At 41.3% G+C, this 23140-nt stretch carries 18 protein-coding genes; 9 read left to right on the top strand and 9 right to left on the bottom strand.

The annotated features are described in order from the left end of the window. Together HMPREF1149_RS03125 and HMPREF1149_RS03120 are read right to left on the bottom strand one after the other, a co-directional pair. A complete protein-coding gene (locus HMPREF1149_RS03125) occupies window positions 1-909 on the bottom strand; it encodes an ATP-binding cassette domain-containing protein (protein WP_000859677.1) in 909 nt (302 codons plus the stop codon). 142 nt (window positions 910-1051) lie between these two features. Continuing rightward, entirely contained in the window at window positions 1052-1861 is an 810-nt protein-coding gene (locus HMPREF1149_RS03120) for a Cof-type HAD-IIB family hydrolase (RefSeq protein ID WP_000593580.1), read from the bottom strand. A gap of 146 nt (window positions 1862-2007) precedes the next feature. Here HMPREF1149_RS03120 and HMPREF1149_RS03115 point away from each other — a divergent pair, with 146 nt between their 5' ends. The 5 genes from HMPREF1149_RS03115 to HMPREF1149_RS03095 all read left to right on the top strand — a co-directional run bounded on the left by HMPREF1149_RS03115 (window position 2008) and on the right by HMPREF1149_RS03095 (window position 11118). Then, window positions 2008-2469 carry a MarR family winged helix-turn-helix transcriptional regulator gene (locus tag HMPREF1149_RS03115; RefSeq protein ID WP_000170552.1) on the top strand — a complete coding sequence of 154 codons (462 nt, stop codon included), beginning with the start codon at window positions 2008-2010 and terminating at the stop codon, window positions 2467-2469. Continuing rightward, window positions 2462-2881, top strand: a complete 420-nt coding sequence (locus HMPREF1149_RS03110; protein WP_001138500.1) for an EVE domain-containing protein — start codon at window positions 2462-2464, stop codon at window positions 2879-2881. Before HMPREF1149_RS03115 ends, HMPREF1149_RS03110 begins: the two co-directional genes overlap by 8 nt. A gap of 106 nt (window positions 2882-2987) precedes the next feature. Beyond that, a complete protein-coding gene (gene rexB, locus HMPREF1149_RS03105) occupies window positions 2988-6263 on the top strand; it encodes an ATP-dependent nuclease subunit B (RefSeq protein ID WP_000772370.1) in 3276 nt (1091 codons plus the stop codon). Then, window positions 6260-9922, top strand: a complete 3663-nt coding sequence (gene addA / locus HMPREF1149_RS03100) for a helicase-exonuclease AddAB subunit AddA (protein ID WP_000802720.1) — start codon at window positions 6260-6262, stop codon at window positions 9920-9922. Before rexB ends, addA begins: the two co-directional genes overlap by 4 nt. 17 nt (window positions 9923-9939) lie before the next feature. Next, window positions 9940-11118, top strand: a complete 1179-nt coding sequence (locus tag HMPREF1149_RS03095) for a hypothetical protein (RefSeq protein ID WP_001207724.1) — start codon at window positions 9940-9942, stop codon at window positions 11116-11118. A gap of 33 nt (window positions 11119-11151) precedes the next feature. Here HMPREF1149_RS03095 and HMPREF1149_RS03090 read toward each other — a convergent pair whose 3' ends face one another. Next, a complete protein-coding gene (locus tag HMPREF1149_RS03090; protein ID WP_000256778.1) occupies window positions 11152-11508 on the bottom strand; it encodes a type II toxin-antitoxin system PemK/MazF family toxin in 357 nt (118 codons plus the stop codon). After that, complete coding sequence (gene mazE / locus HMPREF1149_RS03085) at window positions 11492-11707, bottom strand: type II toxin-antitoxin system PemI/MazE family antitoxin (protein WP_001098935.1); 216 nt, start codon at window positions 11705-11707, stop codon at window positions 11492-11494. The genes HMPREF1149_RS03090 and mazE overlap by 17 nt, the downstream gene beginning before the upstream one ends. A gap of 211 nt (window positions 11708-11918) precedes the next feature. Here mazE and ylqF point away from each other — a divergent pair, with 211 nt between their 5' ends. The 4 genes from ylqF (at window position 11919) to xerS (ending at window position 16752) form a co-directional block, all read left to right on the top strand. Next, a complete protein-coding gene (gene ylqF, locus HMPREF1149_RS03080; protein ID WP_000201289.1) occupies window positions 11919-12770 on the top strand; it encodes a ribosome biogenesis GTPase YlqF in 852 nt (283 codons plus the stop codon). Further along, window positions 12757-13542 carry a ribonuclease HII gene (locus HMPREF1149_RS03075; RefSeq protein ID WP_000207526.1) on the top strand — a complete coding sequence of 262 codons (786 nt, stop codon included), beginning with the start codon at window positions 12757-12759 and terminating at the stop codon, window positions 13540-13542. Before ylqF ends, HMPREF1149_RS03075 begins: the two co-directional genes overlap by 14 nt. Window positions 13543-13557: 15 nt before the next feature. After that, window positions 13558-15108, top strand: a complete 1551-nt coding sequence (locus tag HMPREF1149_RS03070; RefSeq protein WP_000392529.1) for a ClC family H(+)/Cl(-) exchange transporter — start codon at window positions 13558-13560, stop codon at window positions 15106-15108. 573 nt (window positions 15109-15681) lie between these two features. Beyond that, complete coding sequence (gene xerS / locus HMPREF1149_RS03060; protein ID WP_000817872.1) at window positions 15682-16752, top strand: tyrosine recombinase XerS; 1071 nt, start codon at window positions 15682-15684, stop codon at window positions 16750-16752. Between the two features lie 72 nt (window positions 16753-16824). Here the strand turns inward: xerS and HMPREF1149_RS03055 are convergent, their stop codons facing one another. From HMPREF1149_RS03055 to HMPREF1149_RS03035, 5 genes are all read right to left on the bottom strand, one after another. Beyond that, window positions 16825-17814 (bottom strand): lipoate--protein ligase, encoded by a 990-nt coding sequence (locus tag HMPREF1149_RS03055; protein WP_000873997.1) that lies wholly within the window; start codon window positions 17812-17814, stop codon window positions 16825-16827. A gap of 202 nt (window positions 17815-18016) precedes the next feature. Then, window positions 18017-19720, bottom strand: coding sequence for a dihydrolipoyl dehydrogenase (gene lpdA / locus HMPREF1149_RS03050; protein WP_001162903.1), 1704 nt, complete (start codon window positions 19718-19720; stop codon window positions 18017-18019). A 45-nt stretch (window positions 19721-19765) separates the two neighbouring features. After that, window positions 19766-20809, bottom strand: a complete 1044-nt coding sequence (locus HMPREF1149_RS03045) for a dihydrolipoamide acetyltransferase (protein ID WP_000752714.1) — start codon at window positions 20807-20809, stop codon at window positions 19766-19768. 338 nt (window positions 20810-21147) lie between these two features. Further along, entirely contained in the window at window positions 21148-22140 is a 993-nt protein-coding gene (locus HMPREF1149_RS03040; protein ID WP_000448714.1) for an alpha-ketoacid dehydrogenase subunit beta, read from the bottom strand. A gap of 15 nt (window positions 22141-22155) precedes the next feature. After that, on the bottom strand, window positions 22156-23124 hold the full coding sequence (locus tag HMPREF1149_RS03035; RefSeq protein WP_000105375.1) for a thiamine pyrophosphate-dependent dehydrogenase E1 component subunit alpha: 969 nt from the start codon (window positions 23122-23124) through the stop codon (window positions 22156-22158). Between the last annotated feature and the right edge of the window lie 16 nt (window positions 23125-23140).

Genomic DNA, 23140 nt, shown 5'->3' with positions numbered 1-23140 from the left:
CTATTCTACCAATTGGGTGAAGTATTCTTCTAGGTTTTGACGGGCAAAGTAAATCTCATCAATAGCAACATCAGCCAAAGTTAGTTGCTTGAGAATCTGTTTGACATCTTGTTCATTACCAAAGATATGGATTTCATTTTCAGGGTTTACAACCTTAAACTGGAGCTTGATTTGTTCTTTCAATACCTGACAAGCTCTTTCTTTGTCGCTTGTTTTAAGCACAATATAATCCTCGCTCAGTGTTTCAAACTCAGCTTTACTGATTTCACGGATAATCTTACCTTGATCCAAAATTCCAAAGCGATTAGCTAAAAGATAGAGTTCTGACAAGATATGACTAGAGATGAGTATAGTTATGCCTTTTTCTTGATTGAGTCGCTGGATCATGAGACGAAATTCTTTGATTCCAATCGGATCGAGACCATTAATAGGTTCATCAAGAATCAGGAAGTCGGGTTTTGATAGGAGGGCAATAGCAATGCCAAGTCTTTGTTTCATTCCTAGTGAGAAATCACGAAAGACTTTTTTCCCTGTATCTGACAAGCCAACATAGTCCAAGGTCTCATGAATCACCTTATCAGCATTTGGAATATGACGAATCATACAATAATATTTCAGATTCTGGTAGGCTGTTAAGTGATTATGGGCTACAGGTGATTCGATAACAGAACCCACTCGAGATAAAGCCTTGGTCCACTCATTTTCTTCTTTGCTAGAAAAGAGAGAAACTGTACCTTTGTCCGCAAACAATAATTGTGTAATGATTTTAATAAGAGTAGTTTTACCTGCTCCATTTTTTCCAATTAGACCATAAATATCTCCCTCTTTTATGGTTAGACTAAGATCTTGAAGAATAGCTTGTTGGCCGAATTGTTTGGTCAGTCCATGAATTTCGAGTACTGTTTTCATGATTTTCTCCTTTTGATTTATTTTTCTAACTTTAGTATAAGGTATAGAAATCAAAGAAACATCAAGTAATTCTAAAGAGTTTCTAAAGTTTTGTAATTCTTAAAAGAAACAAAACCCAGTTGACATGAACTGGGCTTCTCAATTATAAAATATACTTCTCAATGGCACGCGCAACGCCGTCTTCTTCGTTGCTAGCTGTAACGTCATTGGCTAAGGATTTGACATAATCACTGGCATTTCCCATAGCAATGCCAAGCCCTGCAAACTGAAGCATTTCGATATCGTTATTGGCATCGCCCATGGCCATAATTTCTGAGGGCTCGATCTTCAAGATCGCTGCTAGTCGCGAAAGAGCAGTAGCCTTGGTCGTTCCAAGCGGCATAGCTTCGTAAATGACAGGCTGCGAACGAACGCCGCTAAATCGTTGGCAGAGCTCCTTGGCAAAACGCTGCTCAAAATCATCTGTTTGCTCTTTGGTACCCAAAAACATTCCTTGGAACATGCGATACTTACCACCGGTAGCTTCCTCAAGGGAAATTTCAGTCAGGTCTGAAAAAACAAGTTTGGCATCATTTTGAACGATTTGATTAGGCTTACCACCGAGGACAAAATAATGTTCTTCATCAAAAAGAGTCAACTGGACATCGCTTTTTTCAGCCAGGTCATAGAGGTATTCAATGTCAGCTGGACTAAGTTCTTGCCAGTCAACTAGACTCCAGTCACTGGTTTGGTGAGTTGAGCAACCGTTATTGACAATGACATACTCATTCTGGAGATCAAGCCCCAGTTTTTTGTAATAAGGAAGAACACCGAAAAGCGGTCGACCCGTACAGAGAACCAGTTTGCCCCCCTTTTCAATAGCTTGATGAATGGCAGTAATGTGGGCTTGTGGGATTTCCTTGGCTTCATTGAGGAGGGTTCCGTCCATATCCAAGGCTAGTAGTTTAATCATAAGACTTCCTTTTCTAGGTGTTTTGCTTTTATTATAGCATATAGACTATGAAATGTCCGACAGAATTGTAAAATTCGGCTTTCCTTTTCTTGAAAAACAAAATAAATTCTTATATAATATGTATACTTAATATTTAAGGAGAAATAATGACAAAGTATCAATTTAATTCAATTTACAAAAATGATGAAACAGAGTCTACAGGTCTTCTTTTCATCAAAGTCTACAACAAGTGGGAAAGCAACTTAAAAAGAGTCTTGAAATCAGTTGATCTAACTTTGCCCCAATTTATTGTTTTGACTTCGCTCTTGTTTCTGACCAATAGAGAGGAATATGTAACGCAAGTTGATATTGCTCGGTTCTCTGGTATGGATGTCATGACGGTTTCCCAGATTGTTAGACTACTGGAGAAGAAGGACTACATTAGACGTGATCAACATCCAAAGGATAGTCGGGCAAAACTGGTCTCAGTGACGAAGTCTGGCGCGGAGAAGGTCAATCAAGCTTTACCTTTAGTAGAAGGTGTTGATGAAGAATTTTTTGAAAAACTATCTAAAGATAGAGAAGTTTTTAATCGCTTTTTAGTAGAGTTGGAGGATAAAAATGCCTAGATATTGGGTCGGAGTTGTTTCGAAGAACCATGTTTTAAGAGGAGTTGAAGGGAATTTTTGCCAGGTCTGTCATGGAAAGGGCGGCCCCTTAAATCGTATGAAAAAAGGTGACTACCTTTTATACTATAGCCCAAAATACGATATGAACAGCCAAGATAAGTTACAGGCTTTTGTGGCCGTAGGTAAAATTATAGACGACAAGGCCTATCAAGTAGAGCAGTTCGAAGGATTCTTTCCCTTTAGACGAAATGTTGAGTATTATCAACCAGTCAAAGATTGCTCCATAGAAATAGCCAGACAGCATCCTGAATGGAGAGACTATACTTCTCGGCTTCGCTATGGGCATTTTGAAGTTTCCAAAGACTTTTTCCTCTATATCTTTCAGCATATGAAAGTGGATGATGGAGTATGATTGATTTCCTAGTTAAATGATTGTCAACTAGAATTTTGGATTTGGACTGTGAAGCGAACTTTGCTATAATAGAGTAAGAAACTTTGATAAACCAAACGAGGCTGAGATGAAATTACTTTATACTGATATTCGGACTTCTTTGACTGAAATTTTAACGAGAGAGGCGGAAGAGCTAGTTGCTGCTGGCAAGCGGGTTTTCTACATCGCCCCCAACTCTCTTTCATTTGAAAAGGAACGTGCCGTGCTGGAATGCTTGTCCCAGCAGGCTTCTTTTGTGATTACCGTCACGCGCTTTGCTCAAATGGCTCGTTACCTGGTTTTGAATGATTTGCCAACTAAGACGACTCTAGATGACATCGGGCTTGGGATGGCTTTTTATAAGTGTCTTGCGGAACTCGATCCCAAGGACTTGCGAGTTTATGGTGCTATTAAGCAGGATCCTCAATTTATCCAGCAGTTGATTGAACTTTATCATGAGATGACGACTGCTCAGATGAGCTTTTTGGACTTGGAAAGTTTAACAGATGAGAATAAGCGAGCAGACTTACTCTTGATTTTTGAGAAAGTAACAGCCTATCTCAATCAAGGTCAGTTGGCTCAGGGAAGTCAGTTGTCCCATTTGATTGAGGCTATTGAAAATGGCAAGGTAAGTAGTGATTTTAGTCAGATTGCCTTAATCATTGACGGATTTACCCGTTTTTCTGCTGAGGAAGAGCATGTGGTGGATCTGCTCCATCGAAAAGGTGTCGAGATTGTTATTGGGGCTTATGCAAGCAAGAAAGCCTATACCAGTCCGTTCACTGAAGGGAATCTCTATCAAGCCAGTGTGGAATTCCTCCATCATTTGGGTGCAAAATACCAAACACCTGCTCAGGATCGTTCTCAGACTCATGAGAAAATGGATAGTTTTGACAAGGCCTCTCGTTTGCTAGAGTCTTCTTATGATTTCTCAGAACTCACCTTGGATATCGATGAGAAGGACCGTGAAAATCTGCAAATCTGGTCCTGCTTGACGCAAAAAGAAGAGCTGGAATTAGTAGCCCGTAGCATTCGTCAGAAATTACATGACCATCCAGAACTGAGTTACAAGAATTTCCGTATTCTGCTGGGGGATGTGGCTTCTTACCAGCTATCGCTGAAAACCATTTTTGACCAGTACCAGATTCCTTTCTATCTTGGTAGAAGTGAGTCCATGGCTCACCACCCTTTGACTCAGTATGTCGAATCTATTTTGCGTTTGAAACGCTACCGTTTCCGTCAGGAAGATTTGATTAATCTCCTCCGAACTGGTCTGTATACTGACCTTAGTCAGGCTGATATTGATGCTTTTGAACAATATCTCCGCTATCTTGGCATCAATGGCTTGCCAGCTTTTCAGCAAACCTTTACCAAATCCCACCATGGAAAATTTGATTTAGTTCATTTAAATACTCTTCGTTTGCGTATTTTATCACCACTTGAAACCTTATTTGCCAGTCGGAAGCAAAAGACTGAAAATCTCTTGCAAAAGTGGAATACTTTTCTAAAAAATGCTGCTTTAAGCAAGCAGATGCAAGAATTGACAGCTACCATGGAAGCTCTTGAACAGGAAAGACAAGCCGAAGTTTGGAAGGCTTTCTGCCATGTTTTAGAACAATTTGCGACGGTTTTTGCTGGTTCACAAGTTAGTCTAGAGGACTTCCTGTCCTTGCTTCATTCTGGGATGAGCCTTTCTCAGTACCGTACTATTCCAGCAACTGTGGACACCGTTCTGGTGCAGAGTTACGATCTGATTGCCCCTCTGACTGCTGACTTTGTCTACGCCGTTGGGCTGACTCAGGATCATTTGCCAAAAATCGCGCAAAACACCAGTCTTTTGACAGATGAAGAACGACAAAGCCTAAACCAAGCGACTGAAGAGGGAGCGCAATTACTGATTGCAAGTAGTGAAAACCTCAAGAAAAATCGCTACACTATGCTTTCTTTAGTCAATGCTGCCCGCAAGCAGTTGATTTTGTCAGCTCCAAGTCTCCTCAATGAAAATAAGAGCAAGGAATCGGCCTATCTTCAGGAACTGGTGAGTTTTGGATTTAGCCGAATAGAGAAGAAGATTCATCAAAAAAGTCTGTCTAAGGATGATATGGGTTCTTATCACAGTCTTTTGTCTAGTCTGGTTGCCTATCATCAGCAGGCAGGTTCAAGTGAAAATAAAAAAGATGTCACCTTTGTCAAGGTTCTGGCGCGTGTGATGGGGAAAAAACTTGATCAAAAAGGTCTTACAAATCCAGCTATCCCAACTAGTCCAAGTAGTAAACCGTTAGAGAAAGAGACCTTGCAGGCTCTCTATCCCGCTGACAAGGAGTTTTACCTGTCTACGTCTGGTTTGACGGAGTTTTACCGCAATGAATACAGTTATTTCCTCCGTTATGTATTAGGTTTGCAGGAAGAATTGCGCCTTCGTCCAGATGCTCGCAGTCATGGGAATTTCCTGCACCGTATTTTTGAACGTGCCTTGAAACTGCCTGCTGAAAATTCCTTTGACCAGCGTTTGGAGCAAGCTATCAAGGAAACTAGTCAAGAACGCGAATTTGAAGCTATTTATCAAGAAAGTTTGGAAGCCCAGTTTACCAAGGAAGTTCTGCTTGATGTGGCTCGGACAACTGGTCACATCCTTCGTCATAATCCAGCCATTGAAACCATCCAAGAGGAAGCAACATTTGGTGGTAAAGATCAGGCCTTTATTCAATTGGATAATGGTCGCAGTGTCTATGTGCGAGGTAAGGTTGACCGAATCGACCGTTTGAAAGCTGATGGAGCGCTAGGAGTGGTGGACTACAAGTCTAGTCTGACTCAGTTCCAGTTTCCTCATTTCTTTAATGGGCTTAATTCCCAACTGCCAACCTATCTTGCTGCCCTTAAAAAGGAAGGGGAGCAGAACTTTTTCGGCGCTATGTACCTAGAAATGGCTGAACCTGTCCAATCTTTATTAGCTGTTAAAAGTTTGGCTGTAGCAGTAGCAGAAGCCAGCAAATCAATGAAATACCAAGGACTCTTTTTAGAGAAAGAAAGCAGTCACTTGGGAGAGTTTTATAACAAAAACAAGGCTAATCAGCTGACAGACGAGGAATTCCAGCTCTTACTGGACTACAATGCCCATCTTTACAAGAAGGCAGCAGAGAAAATTTTAAAGGGCCAGTTCGCTATCAATCCCTATACCGAAAATGGCAGAAGCATTGCCCCGTACGTTCAGCAGCATCAAGCTATCACAGGTTTTGAAGCCAATTACCACTTGGGACAAGCCCGTTTCCTTGAGAAATTAGACTTATCTGATAGCAAGCGTCTGGTAGGAGAAAAACTTAAGCAAGCTTGGTTTGAAAAAATGAGAGAGGAGTTGAATCGATGAAGCCCATTTCCTTTTTAACTGAGGAAGAAATTCAAAAACTGCAAGAAGCAGAAGCGAGTTCGAACAAGGAACAAAAGAAAACAGCTGAGCAAATCGAAGCCATTTATACCGCAGGGCAAAATATCCTTGTTTCAGCGTCTGCTGGTTCAGGGAAAACCTTTGTCATGGCAGAGCGTATTCTCGATCAGTTAGCGCGTGGTGTGGAAATCAGCCAACTCTTTATCTCGACCTTTACTGTCAAGGCTGCTACAGAACTCAAAGAACGTTTGGAGAAAAAAATCAGCCAACAAATCCAAGAAAGTAACGATGTCGATCTCAAACAACACTTGGGACGTCAATTGGCAGATCTGCCAAACGCTGCCATCGGTACCATGGACTCCTTTACACAAAAATTTCTTGGCAAGCATGGCTATATGATTGATATCGCACCGAACTTTCGTATTCTACAAAACGAAAGTGAACAATTACTCTTAAAAAACGAAGTCTTTCGTCAAGTTTTTGAAAACCATTATCAAGGTGAAAATAAAGAGAAATTTAGCTGTTTGGTGAAGAACTTTGCTGGGCGTGGCAAGGATGAACGAGGTCTGCGCCAGCAAGTCTACAAAATCTATGATTTCCTTCAATCCACCAGCAGTCCTCAAAAATGGTTGAGCAACTCTTTCCTCAAAGGATTTGAAAAAGCTGACTTTGCAAATGAAAAAGACAAACTAACTGAGCAAATCAAGCAAGCGCTTTGGGACTTGGAAAGTTTCTTCCGTTATCATCTGGATAACGATGCCAAGGAGTTTCAAAAAGCTGCCTATTTAGAAGCTGTTCAACAGGTTCTGGATCAAATTGGCTCCTTAAATCAAGAGTCCGATAGTCAGGCTTATCAAGCAGTGCTTGCGCGTGTTGTCGCCATCTCGAAGGAGAAAAATGGTCGAGCTCTGGCTAACTCCAGTCGTAAGGCCGATTTAAAACCACTGGCTGATGCCTATAACGATGAGAGAAAGACGCAGTTTGCTAAACTAGGACAACTGTCAGATCAGATAACCATTCTCGACTATCAAGAGCGTTATCATGAAGACACCTGGGATCTAGCTAAAACCTTCCAAACCTTTATGAGTGATTTTGTGAATGCTTATCGTGAACGTAAACGCCAGGAAAATGCCTTTGAATTTGCTGATATCAGTCATTACACCATTGAGATTTTAGAGAATTTTCCGCAAGTTCGTGAGGCTTATCAGGAGCGCTTCCACGAAGTTATGGTCGATGAGTACCAGGATACCAACCACATTCAAGAACGAATGCTGGAATTGCTGTCGAATGGTCACAATCGCTTTATGGTGGGAGATATCAAGCAGTCTATCTACCGTTTCCGTCAGGCAGATCCGCAGATTTTCAATGAAAAATTCCAACACTATGCGCAAAATCCTAAAGAAGGAAAGTTGATTCTCCTCAAGGAAAATTTCCGTAGTAGTTCAGAAGTGCTGTCAGCAACCAATGATGTTTTTTCGCGCCTTATGGACCAAGAGGTCGGCGAAATTAACTATGACAGCATGCACCAGCTTGTTTTTGCCAATACCAAACTGACTCCTAATCCAGAAAACAAGGCAGAATTTCTCCTCTACGATAAGGACGATAGTGGGCAAGAGGAGAAAGAAGAGAAAGAGAGCCAAACAGAATCGAAACTAACTGGTGAAATGCGCCTAGTCATCAAGGAAATCCTGAAGCTTCATCAGGAGAAAGGTGTGGCATTTAAGGAAATCGCCCTTTTGACCTCTAGTCGCAGTCGTAACGATCAGATTCTCCTCGCTTTGTCTGAGTATGGGATTCCTGTTAAAACAGATGGCGAGCAAAACAATTACCTCCAATCCTTAGAAGTACAAGTCATGCTGGACACCCTTCGTGTCATTCACAATCCCCTGCAAGACTATGCCTTGGTTGCCCTTATGAAGTCTCCTATGTTTAGCTTTGATGAGGACGAGTTGGCACGTTTGTCTCTTCAGAAAGTAGAAGATAAGGTCCAAGAAAATCTCTATGAGAAACTTGTCAATGCTCAAAAACAAGCAACTCCCCAGAAAGAGTTAATTCACACAGAACTAGCTGAAAAACTAAATCAATTCATGGATATTTTGAATTCTTGGCGCTTATATGCCAAAACCCATTCTCTCTATGACTTGATTTGGAAGATTTACAACGACCGTTTTTATTATGACTATGTTGGGGCTTTGCCGAACGGACCTGCTAGACAGGCCAATCTCTATGCCCTAGCGCTACGTGCTGATCAGTTTGAAAAGAGTAATTTCAAGGGATTGTCGCGTTTCATCCGTATGATTGACCAAGTTTTAGAAGCTCAGCATGACCTCGCAAGCGTAGCCGTCGCGCCGCCTAAAGATGCTGTAGAACTCATGACTATTCACAAGAGCAAAGGGCTGGAGTTTCCTTACGTCTTTATCCTCAACATGGACCAGGACTTCAACAAGCAAGACTCAATGTCAGACGTCATTCTCAGCCGTCAAAATGGACTTGGTGTCAAATACATTGCCAAGGTAGATACAGAAGCAGTGGAAGCACACTATCCTAAAACCATTAAACTTTCCATTCCTAGCTTGACCTATACGCAGAATGAGAAAGAACTGCAACTGGCTAGCTATTCAGAGCAGATGCGTCTGCTGTATGTTGCCATGACGAGAGCTGAGAAAAAGCTCTATCTTGTCGGTAAGGGCTCTCGTGAAAAGCTAGAAGCCAAAGAATACCCAGCAGCAAATAACGGAAAATTAGATAGCAATACCAGACTACAAGCAAGAAATTTCCAAGATTGGATCTGGGCTATCAGTAAAGTATTTGCCAAGGACAATCTCAACTTTAGCTATCGTTTTGTTGGTGAAGACCAGTTGACTAGAGAAGCTATAGGAGAATTGGAAAACAAGAGTCCTCTACAAGATAGCTCTCAAGCAGACAACCGCCAGTCAGAAACCATCAAAGAAGCTCTGGAAATGCTGAAAGAGGTGGAAGTTTATAATAGTCTCCACCGCGCAGCAATTGAACTACCAAGTGTTCAAACCCCAAGCCAAATCAAGAAATTCTACGAACCTGTCATGGATATGGAAGGGGTAGAAATTGCTAACCAAACTCCATCACCGGAAAAGCGGATCAGCTTTGATTTACCTGATTTTTCAACTAAAGAAAAGGTAACTGGAGCTGAGATTGGTAGTGCCACTCACGAACTCATGCAGAGAATTGACCTCGGTCAACAACCAACACTTGCTAGCCTGACAGAAACTCTCAAACAAGTTCAAACTAGTCCAGCTGTTAGGGAAAAGATCAATCTTTCTAAAATTCTCGCCTTCTTTGAAACACCACTTGGTCAGGAGATTCTCGCTAATACCGACCATCTCTACCGCGAGCAACCTTTCTCCATGCTCAAAAAAGATCAAAAGAATCAGGAAGACTTCGTTGTTCGTGGGATCTTGGACGGCTATCTGCTTTATAAGGATCGTATCGTTCTTTTCGACTACAAGACAGACCATTACAATGAACCAAGTCAACTCATAGACCGCTATCGTGGTCAGTTAGCCCTCTATGGAGAAGCCTTATCTCGTGCCTATTCGATTGAAAACATAGAAAAATACTTGATTTTACTAGGTAAAGATGAGGTTCAAGTTGTAAAAGTATAATTTAGAAAGGAGACCTCATGGCACTTCCAGTTAGAAAATCCCTGCACGATGCGGTTTTACAGGCTTCAAAAGCCGATACTTGGGATCAAGCTACCAAGGAATGGAATGAAGTTTCCTTGATCTTTAATGGCATTGGCCGTAGTAATTGTGTTTGCGGGAACGCCATAAAATACGCCTACGAACTCTTTAACGGAGTTACAGGCCAACGTCTCTTTCCTATAGGAAGCGACTGTGTTCGCCATTTTCATCGACTGACTTTAGACCAGCAACTCGAAGAGGAAGACAAGCTTTTCAGAAAACTTGAGAATCTAACCAGAAAGGCTCAGAAAAAGGAAAAAATCAAGGTTAATAAAAGCGATTTTGACGAACGACTTCTAAAATGGTTTTGGGAGAAAGGTGTTTTCAAAGCCAATCGTGGCAATCAATTCGCGCCCGAGAGAGACTATCAGCTCTTCCTAGAGGTCTTTCAAGGCGGAAGTTGGACCAAGGCAGAGCCAAAGAAGAAGGCTCGTATGGAAGAAGTGCTGGAAAAGTGTATCAAACCTTTTCTACTTGGTAAGACCGATGATCAACTCTACCTTGTCAAACTAGGCAAGGAGAAAATCGACTACGAGCAGCATTTACGAATTCAAGCAGAGAAAGAACGCAAGAAGAGAGATAAAATCGCCAAGCAATACGCTGACAAGCTCATTCTTGCCATGGGACCTGCAGAACGAGCCTACCAAGATTACTTTGGCTTTACAGAAACCCTAACCCTAGAAGAACGAAAATGGGAGAAAATCCTCTTTGGAAAAAATAGAGAAGAACGGGCTATCAAGGCTAAACAAAACCAGAAAGAGCTGGAAAAGGATCAGAGAATTGCAAATCAAGATCCGATTGAACGAAAGCAGAAGCAGACTTGGCTTCTTAATTCCTATTTTCGGGATTTACCTGATGAAAAAGCCAGATTTTCTAGACTCTTATTAGAATATCGAAAAAGTGGAGAAGTACCCTTTTCAGATGAGTACTTATCTGAGCATCTCATCGACTTTTTCTACAAGATGAAAGCCTTTGAGTTTGAAATTGCACCAGAACAAGTCCGCGATTTTCTAAAAGAATGCCTTCAGGAAGAACATCTATCATCAGCACAAGAAAGCTGGATTAGAGGGATTTTGACAAATTGCCTTCACCCGTTTTTAGATAGGTTACTCATATAGAAAAAATCCTACCTTGTCTATGCATGGTAGGATTTATGTATCTCCAAAGATGTACTGGTAAAGTTGGACGACTTTCTGAAAACACTGCGTGTCCATTCTTGTTATTTTTTGAGCATTTCGCATCCGAAAATCAAAGGTATATAGTTGAAATGGATTGACAGCACCATCTACCTTGTCCGACGAGACAGGAACGAGCAAGCCTTTTTCTGCCAAACGTTGTTGGCCATGAGTGATGGGACAGACAGCTACAAAACCAGTTTGCAAAGCGTATTCTCTCCTAGAAACAACCAAGGCAGGTCGCCTTTTCTGAATCTCCCGACCAACTGATGGATCAAAGTCCAGCCAAATGATATCCTGCTTTTCAGGAATATAGTCAGATTTCGTTACCAAGTGACCTTACCCCTTCAAAATCATTTGTCATTCTCAAATCAGTAATCCCATCAAAAGGATCTTTTAGTTTTGGAGCTAAGACAATGACTCCGTCAATCCCTTTGTAGACAACCATTTCTTGACCTTCTGACATACCCAAATTTTTAGGAATGGTCACAGTGAGCGAATTCCCCACCTTCCGAGTCTTTACTGTATTCATTGCTCTACCTCCACGATTTAGTATACACTAAGTATATACTTGAAAGCAAAAAAAGTCAAGTAAATCGTGAATGGTATCAAGGATGTGTCGGACCTATACTATTTGTCATTTATTGTGGTCAAAGCCTGTGCAAAAGTTCCTAATTTATGATAGAATAGATGGTAGGAAAGAAAACGTTTTTACTACGTTTTTCAGTCGGAAAGGGAAATTTATGGCTACAATTCAATGGTTCCCGGGCCACATGTCTAAGGCTCGGCGACAAGTTCAGGAGAATCTAAAATTTGTTGATTTTGTGACGATTTTGGTGGATGCTCGCTTACCTCTATCTAGTCAAAATCCTATGTTAAACAAGATTGTTGGCGATAAACCAAAGCTTTTGATTTTGAATAAGGCAGATCTTGCTGACCCCGCAATGACCAAAGAATGGCGCCAGTACTTTGAATCACAGGGAATCCAAACTCTGGCTATCAACTCCAAAGAGCAAGTGACTGTAAAAGTTGTGACAGATGCCGCTAAAAAGCTCATGGCTGATAAGATTGCACGCCAGAAAGAACGTGGTATCAAGATCGAAACCCTGCGGACCATGATTATCGGAATTCCAAATGCCGGCAAGTCAACTCTTATGAACCGCTTGGCTGGTAAGAAAATCGCAGTTGTCGGCAACAAACCAGGTGTGACCAAGGGGCAACAATGGCTTAAAACCAATAAAGACCTGGAAATCTTGGATACACCAGGAATTCTCTGGCCTAAGTTCGAAGATGAAACTGTCGCTCTCAAACTAGCCCTAACAGGTGCTATCAAAGACCAGTTGCTTCCTATGGATGAGGTGACCATTTTTGGTCTCAATTATTTCAAAAAACATTATCCAGAAAAGCTAGCTGAACGCTTCAAACAAATGAAAATTGAAGAAGAAGCACCTGTTATCATCATGGATATGACACGTGCTCTCGGTTTCCGAGATGATTACGACCGCTTTTACAGTCTCTTCGTGAAGGAAGTTCGTGATGGCAAACTTGGTAACTATACCTTAGATACATTGGACGACATCGATGACGACGATTAAAGAAATCAAAGGACTTCTTGCGACTGTCAAAGAATTAGACAATCCTCTTTTTCTGGAATTCGAAAAGGATACTCGTTCTGGAGTTCAAAAGGAAATCAGCAAGCGTAAAAAAGCCATCCAGGCTGAACTGGATGAGGATCTTCGTTTGGAATCCATGCTTTCCTATGAAAAAGAGCTTTATAAACAAGGAGTGACCTTAATAGCAGGTGTTGACGAGGTCGGCCGTGGTCCTCTGGCTGGACCTGTAGTTGCTGCAGCCGTTATTTTACCAAAAAATTGTAAGATTAGAGGCCTCAACGATAGCAAGAAGATCCCTAAAAAGAAACATTTGGAAATTTATCATGCTGTTCAAGATCAAGCCTTGGCAATCGGAATTGGTATCATGGATAATCACATCATTGACCAAGTCAATATCTATGAAGCGACCAAACTGGCCATGAAAGAAGCAATCTCCCAGCTCAGTCCGCAGCCTAAGCACCTCTTGATAGATGCCATGAAACTGGAGTTACCAATTTCACAAACCTCCATTATCAAAGGAGATGCCAACTCCCTCTCAATCGCAGCCGCATCTATAGTGGCCAAGGTGACACGGGATAATATTATGAAGGACTATGATAATCAATACCCCGGCTATGACTTCACGGCTAATGCAGGATATGGAACAGCTAAACATCTAGACGGACTCAAGAAACTAGGTGTCACCCCAATTCACCGAACCAGTTTTGAACCCGTTAAATCATTGGTTGCAGAAGAGAAAGAAAGTTTAAGTTAGAAGGAATGAATGATTATGGAGGAACAGTCAGAGATACTCCGCTCCAAGAAGGAATTTGCCTTCGCCTCAAGCACAATATTATCCCAAGTTGGACGAGGGGTCATTGTCGGTCTCGTCGTCGGACTAATCGTCGGATCCTTTCGGTTTTCAATCGAAAAAGGCTTCCACCTGATACAAGGACTCTATCAAGATCAAGCGCACCTGGTGCGCAATCTTTTTATCATTGGTCTATTTTATTTAATTGTTAGCTGGCTCAGTGCGAAATTAACTCGATCGGAAAAAGACATCAAGGGTTCTGGAATCCCTCAAGTCGAAGCTGAACTAAAAGGTCTCATGACTCTCAACTGGTGGGGCATTCTCTGGAAAAAATATATTTTAGGTATTCTTGCAATTGCCAGTGGACTTATGTTAGGACGAGAAGGGCCAAGTATTCAACTTGGAGCGGTCGGTGGTAAAGGTATTGCCAAGTGGCTCAAATCTAGTCCAGTAGAGGAACGTTCCCTGATCGCCAGTGGAGCTGCTGCAGGTTTAGCCGCTGCCTTTAATGCACCAATCGCAGGTCTCCTCTTTGTTGTAGAGGAAGTCTATCATCATTTTTCACGCTTTTTCTGGGTCTCAACTCTAGCAGCCAGTCTCGTAGCAAACTTTGTTTCTCTGCTCATATTTGGCTTAACACCCGTACTGGATATGCCAGACAACATTCCTCTCATGACCCTAGACCAGTATTGGATTTACCTCCTTATGGGAGTTTTTCTCGGGCTCTCTGGTTTTCTCTATGAGAAGGCTGTACTCAATGTTGGTCGAATTTATGACTGGATTGGTCAAAAAATTCATTTGGATAAAGCTTATTTTCCAATCCTATCCTTTATCCTTATCATACCAGTCGGGATTTTCTTACCTCAAATTCTCGGTGGTGGAAATCAGGTCGTTCTTTCTTTGACTGAGCAAGATTTTAGTTTCCAAGTTCTATTAGCTTACTTTTTGATCCGTTTTGTTTGGAGCATGATTAGCTATGGAAGTGGCCTCCCAGGAGGAATTTTCCTACCAATTCTGGCGCTAGGTTCCTTACTTGGTGCCCTAGTTGGTGTCATTTGTGTCAATCTTGGGCTTGTCAGTCAGGAACAATTCCCTATATTTGTCATTCTGGGAATGAGTGGCTACTTTGGGGCAATTTCCAAGGCTCCCTTAACTGCCATGATCCTCGTAACTGAGATGGTTGGAGATATTCGCAACCTCATGCCACTTGGATTGGTAACCCTAGTTGCCTATATCATCATGGATTTACTTAAAGGTGCGCCAGTCTATGAGGCCATGCTAGAAAAAATGCTGCCAGAAGAAGCAACAGACGAAGGAGAAGTCACCCTCATTGAAATCCCTGTATCAGATAAAATCGCTGGAAAACAGGTTCACGAACTAAATTTGCCACATAACGTACTCATCACTACCCAAGTACATAATGGCAAAAGCCAAACAGTTCACGGTTCAACCAGAATGTATCTGGGTGATATGATTCACCTGGTGATTCCAAAAAGTGAAATTGGGAAAGTCAAAGATTTGTTGTTGTAGGGTTGATTTACATAATTTATATTATGTAAGGATTTTGATTAAACACATTAGAAAGCCGATTCTCAGTAATGAGATCGGTTATTTTTTGCAGATAAGATATTTCACATACAAATAATTGAACTTTGGTAAAAATAAGACTACAATTAAGTTAGAAATGATAAACCATAAAGCTAGAAAGGAGTTTACTGTATCGAATCTGTACAGTAAGATTGAAATCATGAAAAAGAAAACAATAGCAATTATACAATGTATTTTGTATCTCATAGCTCCTTATATAGCTCTTCAGTTATGTAGAATGAACAGAAGTTTCGTTACTGATAATCTCTTTTTTATTTTCCTTATTCTGCTGACTATTTCATTCTGGTTTAGTATTTGGAAACTAGAAAAAGCACTAGATAATGATTCACAATAGAAAAAAGACTTAGGTCTGTATTTCATAGATCTGAGTCTTTTTTTCTATTTTATCCCTTTCTTTAAAAGCTCCTATAACATCTTTCCGAAAAACTATAATTTTCTTGAAAAATATATAAGTCTATGCTATACTACTGGTAGACTTAATTATGGAGAAAATGCATGAAACGTGAGATTTTACTGGAACGAATCGACAAACTAAAACAAATCATGCCTTGGTATGTTCTGGAATACTACCAATCAAAGCTTGCTGTTCCCTACAGTTTTACAACCTTGTACGAATACCTCAAGGAATACGATCGATTTTTTAGCTGGGTTTTGGAGTCTGGTATTTCAAATGTTGATAAAATGTCCGACATTCCTTTATCGGTCTTGGAAAATATGTCTAAAAAAGACATGGAATCCTTTATCCTATACCTACGAGAACGACCTTTGCTGAATGCTAATACAACCAAGCAAGGTGTCTCTCAGACGACCATCAATCGGACCTTGTCAGCACTTTCCAGTCTTTACAAGTATTTGACCGAGGAGGTTGAAAACGAACAGGGTGAGCCTTATTTCTATCGTAATGTAATGAAGAAAGTTTCAACCAAGAAAAAGAAAGAAACTCTTGCTGCCAGAGCTGAAAATATCAAGCAAAAACTCTTTCTAGGTGATGAAACTGAAGGTTTTCTAACTTATATCGACCAGGAGTACCCACAACAGCTCTCAAATCGCGCTCTCTCGTCATTTAATAAGAATAAAGAACGTGATTTAGCCATTATTGCCCTTCTCTTGGCGTCTGGTGTCCGCCTATCTGAAGCTGTTAATCTGGATCTAAGAGACCTTAATCTAAAAATGATGGTCATTGATGTCACTCGAAAAGGGGGGAAACGTGATTCTGTCAATGTCGCAGCCTTTGCTAAGCCTTACCTAGAGAATTATCTAGCCATTCGAAATCAACGCTATAAGACGGAAAAGACAGATACAGCTCTCTTTCTGACCTTATATCGTGGTGTTCCCAATCGTATCGATGCTTCCAGCGTTGAGAAAATGGTTGCTAAGTACTCTGAGGACTTCAAAGTGCGTGTAACTCCCCATAAACTACGCCATACTCTGGCAACTAGGCTCTATGATGCGACTAAATCTCAAGTTTTGGTCAGCCATCAGCTAGGACATGCCAGCACGCAAGTCACTGACCTCTATACCCATATCGTCAATGATGAACAAAAGAATGCTTTGGATAGCTTATAAAATACATAAAATTATTTATGTAAAATATCGCTCATAAAAAGAAGCTGCTAAAACAAGCAACTTCTTTTTGATTTATTCTACTACTGCTTCAGCGATTTCTTCACGACTAATACCAGCAAAGTAGCGTGTGATGTCAATAGTTTCTAAAGCTTTAAGGACATCTTCACGTTCGTATTTCACTCCACGAAGGACATCTTCTACAGCTGCAACGTCCTCGATACCAAAGAAGTCACCGTAAATCTTGATATCTTGGATTTTTGATTCAATGACGTTGGCAAAAACTTCAACCTTACCACTAGTGAATTTTGTTCCACGACGGACGTTAAATTCAGGTGATTTACCGTAGTTCCAGTCCCAAGTACCGAACTTGGTCTCCTTGATATGGTTGATTTCAGCCAATTCTTCCTCAGAAAAAACGTATTCAGACATTTCTGGGTACTCTTTTTTCATGTATTCCAATAGCAAATCACGGAATTCTTCAACTGTGATTTTTTCTGGTAATTCATTAACAATATTGGTTACACGGGCACGAACGGATTTCACACCTTTTGATTCAAATTTATCTTTTGAAACCTTGAGGGCGTTAGCAAGGACTGATAAATCAACGTCAAATAACAAGCAACCGTGGTGCATGATACGCCCATTGATATAGGCTTGGGCATTGCCACAGAATTTTTTTCCATCAATCTCAAGGTCATTACGCCCTGTAAATTCAGCTTTAACACCGAGTTGAGCTAAGGTATTGATAACTGGAGTTGAGAAGCTCTTGAAGTCAAAGGCCTTGTTTTCATCTTCTTTTGAAATAATGGTGTAGTTGAGGTTGTTTAGATCGTGGTAAACAGCTCCACCACCACTGATACGACGGACTACCTCAATACCATTTTCTCGAACATAATCACGGTTAATTTCTTCGATAGTGTTCTGGTGACGACCAACAATGATAGAAGGTTTGTTAATCCAAAGAAGGAAGATTTGATCCTCATCTAGTAAGTGTTTAAAGGCATATTCTTCCAAGGCGATATTAAAAGCAGTGTCGTTTGAATGATTGATAATATATTTCATAGTGTTTCCAAAAATTTAGTTTTTAAAATCTGTTCATAGCAATCAAATTTTCTAAAGTGGTAAAAAGAAATGTAACGTGTTATCGTTACATTTCTCGGAAAAAATTGAGACAAGAGGAAGAGGCTCAATTTTTAGACATGGAACTCTAATAGAGGTCGCTGCCGTCCGTACTACTTTAAGAAAATTTAGTTGAAAAACTTATTTATTTTTTCTTAGGTGAATGGATGGCCATTCCTAGAACATCCGCAAATGCTTCGTACATCACTTCAGAGTAAGTTGGGTGTCCGTGGATAGTCTTCAACATTTCTTCAACAGTGATTTCCATTTCGATAATGCTTGACGCTTCGTTGATCAATTCTGCAGCTGCAGGACCGATGATGTGTACACCAAGGATTTCCCCGTATTTTTTATCTGCAATGACTTTTACGAAACCTTGAGCCGCATCTGATGCAATGGCACGACCGTTAGCAGCAAAGTTGAATTTACCGATGGCTATATCGTATTTCTCACGAGCTTGTTCTTCAGTCAAACCTACTGCTGCTACTTCAGGAAGAGTATAGATGGCTGCAGGAGTCAAGTTCAATTTGGCAACAGCATGATTTCCTTTGAGGGCATTTTCAGCAGCAATTTCACCCATGCGGAAGGCTGCGTGGGCCAACATCTTCGTACCGTTGATGTCACCTGGTGCGTAGATTCCAGGAACAGAAGTTTCCATGTATTCGTTGACCTTGATACGTCCACGATCCAATTCAAACTCAACATCACCAATTCCTTCAAGGTCTGGTACACGACCGATTGAAAGAAGAGCTTTGCTTGCGATGATATCGTCTTTTCCTTCAACCTTGATACGAAGTTGACCATTTTCTTCGATGATTTCTTGCAATTTTGTACCTGTTAAGATAGTCATACCTTTGCGTTCCAAAATCAAGCGAAGATTCTTAGAAACTTCCGCATCCATAGCTGGAACGATACGGTCCATCATTTCAATAACAGTCACTTTTGAACCAAATGTCATGAAGGCTTGACCGAGTTCAATACCGACAACGCCACCACCGATGATTACGAGGCTCTCTGGAACTTCGTTCATTTCAAGAATGTCATCACTGGTCATGACAAGTGGAGATTCCATACCAGGAACGTTAATCTTGCTGACTTTTGAACCACCGGCAAGGATAATTTTCTTGGTTTCAAGCAATTCAGAACCATTTACCAAGACATTCTTGTCTTTAGTGATCGTACCAACACCCTTATGAACAGTAACTCCGTAGCTACGAAGAAGACCCGCAACACCGCCTACCAAGGTATTGACAACCTTAGACTTAGTTTCAAGGAGTTTGTCCATATCTACAGTGAAGTTTGGATTTTCGATGACGATACCACGATTTGCTGCATGACCGATATTTTCGATGATTTCAGCGTTGTGAAGGTAGGTCTTAGTTGGGATACAGCCACGGTTCAAGCAGGTTCCACCGAGTTCAGATTTCTCAACAAGGGCAACTTTACCACCAAGTTGGGCAGCTTTAATGGCTGCAACATAACCAGCAGGACCCCCACCAATCACAACGATATCAAAGGCATCATCGCTCTTACCATCGTCGTTTGAAGCACTAGCTGCAGGTGCAGGTTTTGATTCTGGCGCAGCCGCTCCAGTTGTTGGGATATTTTCCCCTTCTTCCCCAAGGTAACCGATAACTTCAGTTACTGGAACAGTTTCACCATCTCCTTTGAGGATGGCAATCAAGTATCCATCTTCTTCGGCTTCCAATTCCATGCTGACTTTGTCAGTCATGATTTCCAAAAGGATTTCTCCTTCTTTTACAAATTCTCCGACTTTCTTATTCCATTGGACGATTTGTCCTTCTGTCATATCCACGCCGGCTTTTGGCATAATTACTTCTAAGGCCATGTCTTACTTCCTTTATCTATATCTCTAAAAATAAATACTGTATTTTTAAACCAACATTGAGATTGGGTTCTCAATTAAGGCTTTCAAGTCTTTCATAAACTTAGCACCAGCCATACCATCTACAACACGGTGGTCAATGGTTAATCCTAGGCTCATGATAGGGCGAATGACAATCTCACCATTGACAACTACAGGTTTCTCTACTGTTGAGCTCACCCCGAGGATTGCTGAGTTTGGTTGGTTAATAATAGGACCAAAGGACTGAACGCCAAACATTCCCAAGTTACTGATTGTGAAGGTTGAATTTTGCAGTTCGCTTGGAGCCAATTTACCATCCAAGGTACGACCAATTACATCCTTAAAGGCAACAACCAACTCTGACAAGCTCATTTTTTCAGCATTGTAAACAACTGGTGTCATCAATCCATTATCCATACCAACCGCCATCGCAAGGTTGACATAGTTATGAGTGATAATGGTCTTGCCATCTTCTGTCAATGAAGCGTTGATGTATGGGTGTTTCATCAATGTTTTCACAACAGCGAGTGATAGAAGGTCTGTTACAGTAGTCTTCTTACCAGTCGCTTCCATAATCGGATCAAGAACCTTCTTACGAAGGGCCAGCATTTCAGTCATATCAACTTCATAGTTGAGTGTGAAGGTTGGCGCAGTTAGGTAGGATTCAACCATACGTTGAGCGATAACCTTACGCATTGGTGTCATTGGAATACGCTCAATCTCACCATAAGGAGTGATATTGTCTGGAACCTCTTCCACTTTTTCGATTTGAGCAGGAGACTTGATGGTGTCGTTTTCGATATTTTCAGGAAGCAAGGCCAAAACGTCCTTCTTCATAATCTTACCACGATGACCCGTTCCTTGGATTTCCTGCCAAGCAATGTTATGTTCGAGGGCAATTCGTTTTGCAAGTGGCGAAATGCGAACCACATTTGTGTCTTTATAAGTTTCCACGTCTTCTTTGTGGACACGACCGTTTGCACCTGAGCCAGAAACGTCGTAGAGGTTGATCCCTAGATCATCCGCTAACTTTCTAGCCGCAGGAGTCGCTCTTAGCTTGTCATCAGCCATGACCTCTCCAATTCTAATTATGATACAAAGGGCGTTTAAAAGCGACCGAAAAATAGGAAATCAACGCAGACTTCGATGAAGTCAAGGAGATTTATCTTTTTTCCGAGCTTTTAGCCCGTATTCAACTCTACAAGTAACTTGGACACGAAACATGTCTCAAGTTACTACGGTTGCCGCTATTAGGCGGCCAACCTAGTAGACTTACTAATTCATTCGTCGAATATTATCGATTCGACTCACTCATGTCTCAACTTTATATATAACTTGGATACAAAACATATTTCAAGTTATTAAAATTAAAAATCTCTAGAATATTACATAATTTAATTTATGCAGTATTATTCTTTGTTGTAAGTTTTTCGGATTGCATCTTTGATGCTTTCAACTGTTGGAATCATTGCATTTTCTAGATTTTGTGCGTAAGGCATTGGCACATCTTCTCCGGCGCAACGGCGGATTGGTGCATCTAGATAGTCAAATGCTTCTGACTCTGAAATAATTGCTGAAATCTCCCCGATATAGCCACTTGTTTTGTGAGCGTCGTTGACAAGCACCACCTTACCAGTCTTCTTCACTGAGTTAATGATGATATCCTTATCAAGTGGAACGAGGGTACGTGGGTCCACAATTTCAACTGAAATTCCTTCTTCAGCTAATTCTTCAGCAGCTTGAACCACACGGCGAAGCATTTTTCCATAAGTAACGACTGTTACATCTGTACCTTCACGTTTGATTTCGCCAACTCCAAGTGGGATTGTGTAGTCTGGATCAACTGGCACTTCCCCTTTTTGGTTAAATTCTGACTTGTATTCAAGGATGATAACTGGGTTGTTATCACGGATAGAAGACTTGAGCAGTCCTTTCATGTCAGCAGGTGTACCTGGAGCTACAACCTTGAGACCAGGGATGTGTGTAAACCAAGACTCTAGAGACTGAGAGTGCTGAGCTGCAGAACCAACTCCGTTACCAGCTGCACATCGGACAGTCATTGGAACCTGACCTTTCCCACCAAACATATAACGTGTTTTAGCAGCTTGGTTGACGATATTGTCCATGGCAATGACCGAGAAGTCCATGAAGGTCATATCAACGATTGGGCGAAGTCCCGTCATAGCTGCTCCTGCTGCTGCTCCCGAGATGGCAGCTTCAGAAATCGGACAGTCACGAACACGTTCTGGGCCAAATTCTTCGAGCATTCCAACAGAAGTACCGAAGTCTCCTCCGAAGACACCGACGTCTTCTCCCATCAAGAATACATTTTCATCGCGACGCATTTCCTCAGACATAGCAAGGATAATGGTGTCACGGAACGACATTGTTTTTGTTTCCATTTTATCTCTTTCTCCTTAGTCTGCGTAAATATCTTCAAATGCTGATTCTAGTGGTGGGAATGGGCTTTCTTCCGCAAATTTAACAGAAGCTTCTACTGCTTCCTTGACTTGCGCTTGGATTTCTTCCAATTCTTCGGCACTCGCAATGTTGTTCTCAACGAGGTAGTTACGAAGGTTTTCGATTGGGTCTTTTTGTTTCCACAATTCCACTTCTTCACGGGTACGATATTTACCAGGGTCAGATGATGAGTGGCCAAGCCAGCGATAGGTTACACTTTCGATCAAGACTGGGCCATTACCAGCACGAACATGGTCTACGGCTTTCTTAAATCCTTCATAGACATCGATGACATTGTTTCCATCTTCGATAAACATTCCAGGAATTCCATAAGCAGCGCTACGTTGATGGATATGTTCCACATTGGTCATTTTCTTGATATCCGCAGAAATCCCATAACCGTTGTTAATGCAGTAGAAAATAACAGGAAGTTTCCAAATAGAAGCCATGTTGACTGCTTCGTGGAAGACGCCTTCATTAGTCGCACCATCTCCAAAGAAGCAGACGACGATTTTTCCAGTGTTTTGCATTTGCTGACTGAGAGCTGCGCCAACAGCGATTCCCATACCACCACCTACGATACCATTGGCACCGAGGTTCCCAGCATTCAGGTCAGCGATGTGCATAGAACCACCTTTTCCTTTACAGGTTCCAGTGTATTTTCCAAGGATTTCAGCCATCATTCCGTTAAGGTCAATCCCTTTGGCAATAGCCTGTCCATGACCACGGTGGTTTGAGGTAATCAGATCATCTGGGTTGAGAGCTAACATAGCCCCCACGTTGGCTGCTTCTTCACCAACAGAAAAGTGAGTCATACCGGGAACTTTCCCCTTTTTCACTAATTGTGCAATTTTTAAGTCCATACGACGGATTTCTTCCATCTTACGGAACATTTCTAGCAAAAGATTTTTATCTAAAGTTGACATCTTCTTGCCTTTCTAA

Origin of the sequence: Streptococcus sp. BS35b, from assembly GCF_000286475.1 — a bacterium.
Classification (GTDB): Bacteria; Bacillota; Bacilli; order Lactobacillales; family Streptococcaceae; genus Streptococcus; species Streptococcus oralis_W.
This window is presented reverse-complemented; position numbering and strand designations above follow the sequence as displayed.

Coding starts and splice junctions, on each gene's coding strand:
- lpdA (WP_001162903.1), bottom strand. CDS start 19,720: ATGGCCTTAGAAGTAATTATGCCAAAAGCCGGCGTGGATATGACAGAA.
- HMPREF1149_RS03075 (WP_000207526.1), top strand. CDS start 12,757: ATGACGACGATTAAAGAAATCAAAGGACTTCTTGCGACTGTCAAAGAA.
- ylqF (WP_000201289.1), top strand. CDS start 11,919: ATGGCTACAATTCAATGGTTCCCGGGCCACATGTCTAAGGCTCGGCGA.
- HMPREF1149_RS03125 (WP_000859677.1), bottom strand. CDS start 909: ATGAAAACAGTACTCGAAATTCATGGACTGACCAAACAATTCGGCCAA.
- addA (WP_000802720.1), top strand. CDS start 6,260: ATGAAGCCCATTTCCTTTTTAACTGAGGAAGAAATTCAAAAACTGCAA.
- HMPREF1149_RS03070 (WP_000392529.1), top strand. CDS start 13,558: ATGGAGGAACAGTCAGAGATACTCCGCTCCAAGAAGGAATTTGCCTTC.
- HMPREF1149_RS03095 (WP_001207724.1), top strand. CDS start 9,940: ATGGCACTTCCAGTTAGAAAATCCCTGCACGATGCGGTTTTACAGGCT.
- rexB (WP_000772370.1), top strand. CDS start 2,988: ATGAAATTACTTTATACTGATATTCGGACTTCTTTGACTGAAATTTTA.
- HMPREF1149_RS03040 (WP_000448714.1), bottom strand. CDS start 22,140: ATGGAAACAAAAACAATGTCGTTCCGTGACACCATTATCCTTGCTATG.
- HMPREF1149_RS03055 (WP_000873997.1), bottom strand. CDS start 17,814: ATGAAATATATTATCAATCATTCAAACGACACTGCTTTTAATATCGCC.
- xerS (WP_000817872.1), top strand. CDS start 15,682: ATGAAACGTGAGATTTTACTGGAACGAATCGACAAACTAAAACAAATC.
- HMPREF1149_RS03120 (WP_000593580.1), bottom strand. CDS start 1,861: ATGATTAAACTACTAGCCTTGGATATGGACGGAACCCTCCTCAATGAA.
- HMPREF1149_RS03110 (WP_001138500.1), top strand. CDS start 2,462: ATGCCTAGATATTGGGTCGGAGTTGTTTCGAAGAACCATGTTTTAAGA.
- HMPREF1149_RS03035 (WP_000105375.1), bottom strand. CDS start 23,124: ATGTCAACTTTAGATAAAAATCTTTTGCTAGAAATGTTCCGTAAGATG.
- HMPREF1149_RS03115 (WP_000170552.1), top strand. CDS start 2,008: ATGACAAAGTATCAATTTAATTCAATTTACAAAAATGATGAAACAGAG.
- mazE (WP_001098935.1), bottom strand. CDS start 11,707: ATGAATACAGTAAAGACTCGGAAGGTGGGGAATTCGCTCACTGTGACC.
- HMPREF1149_RS03045 (WP_000752714.1), bottom strand. CDS start 20,809: ATGGCTGATGACAAGCTAAGAGCGACTCCTGCGGCTAGAAAGTTAGCG.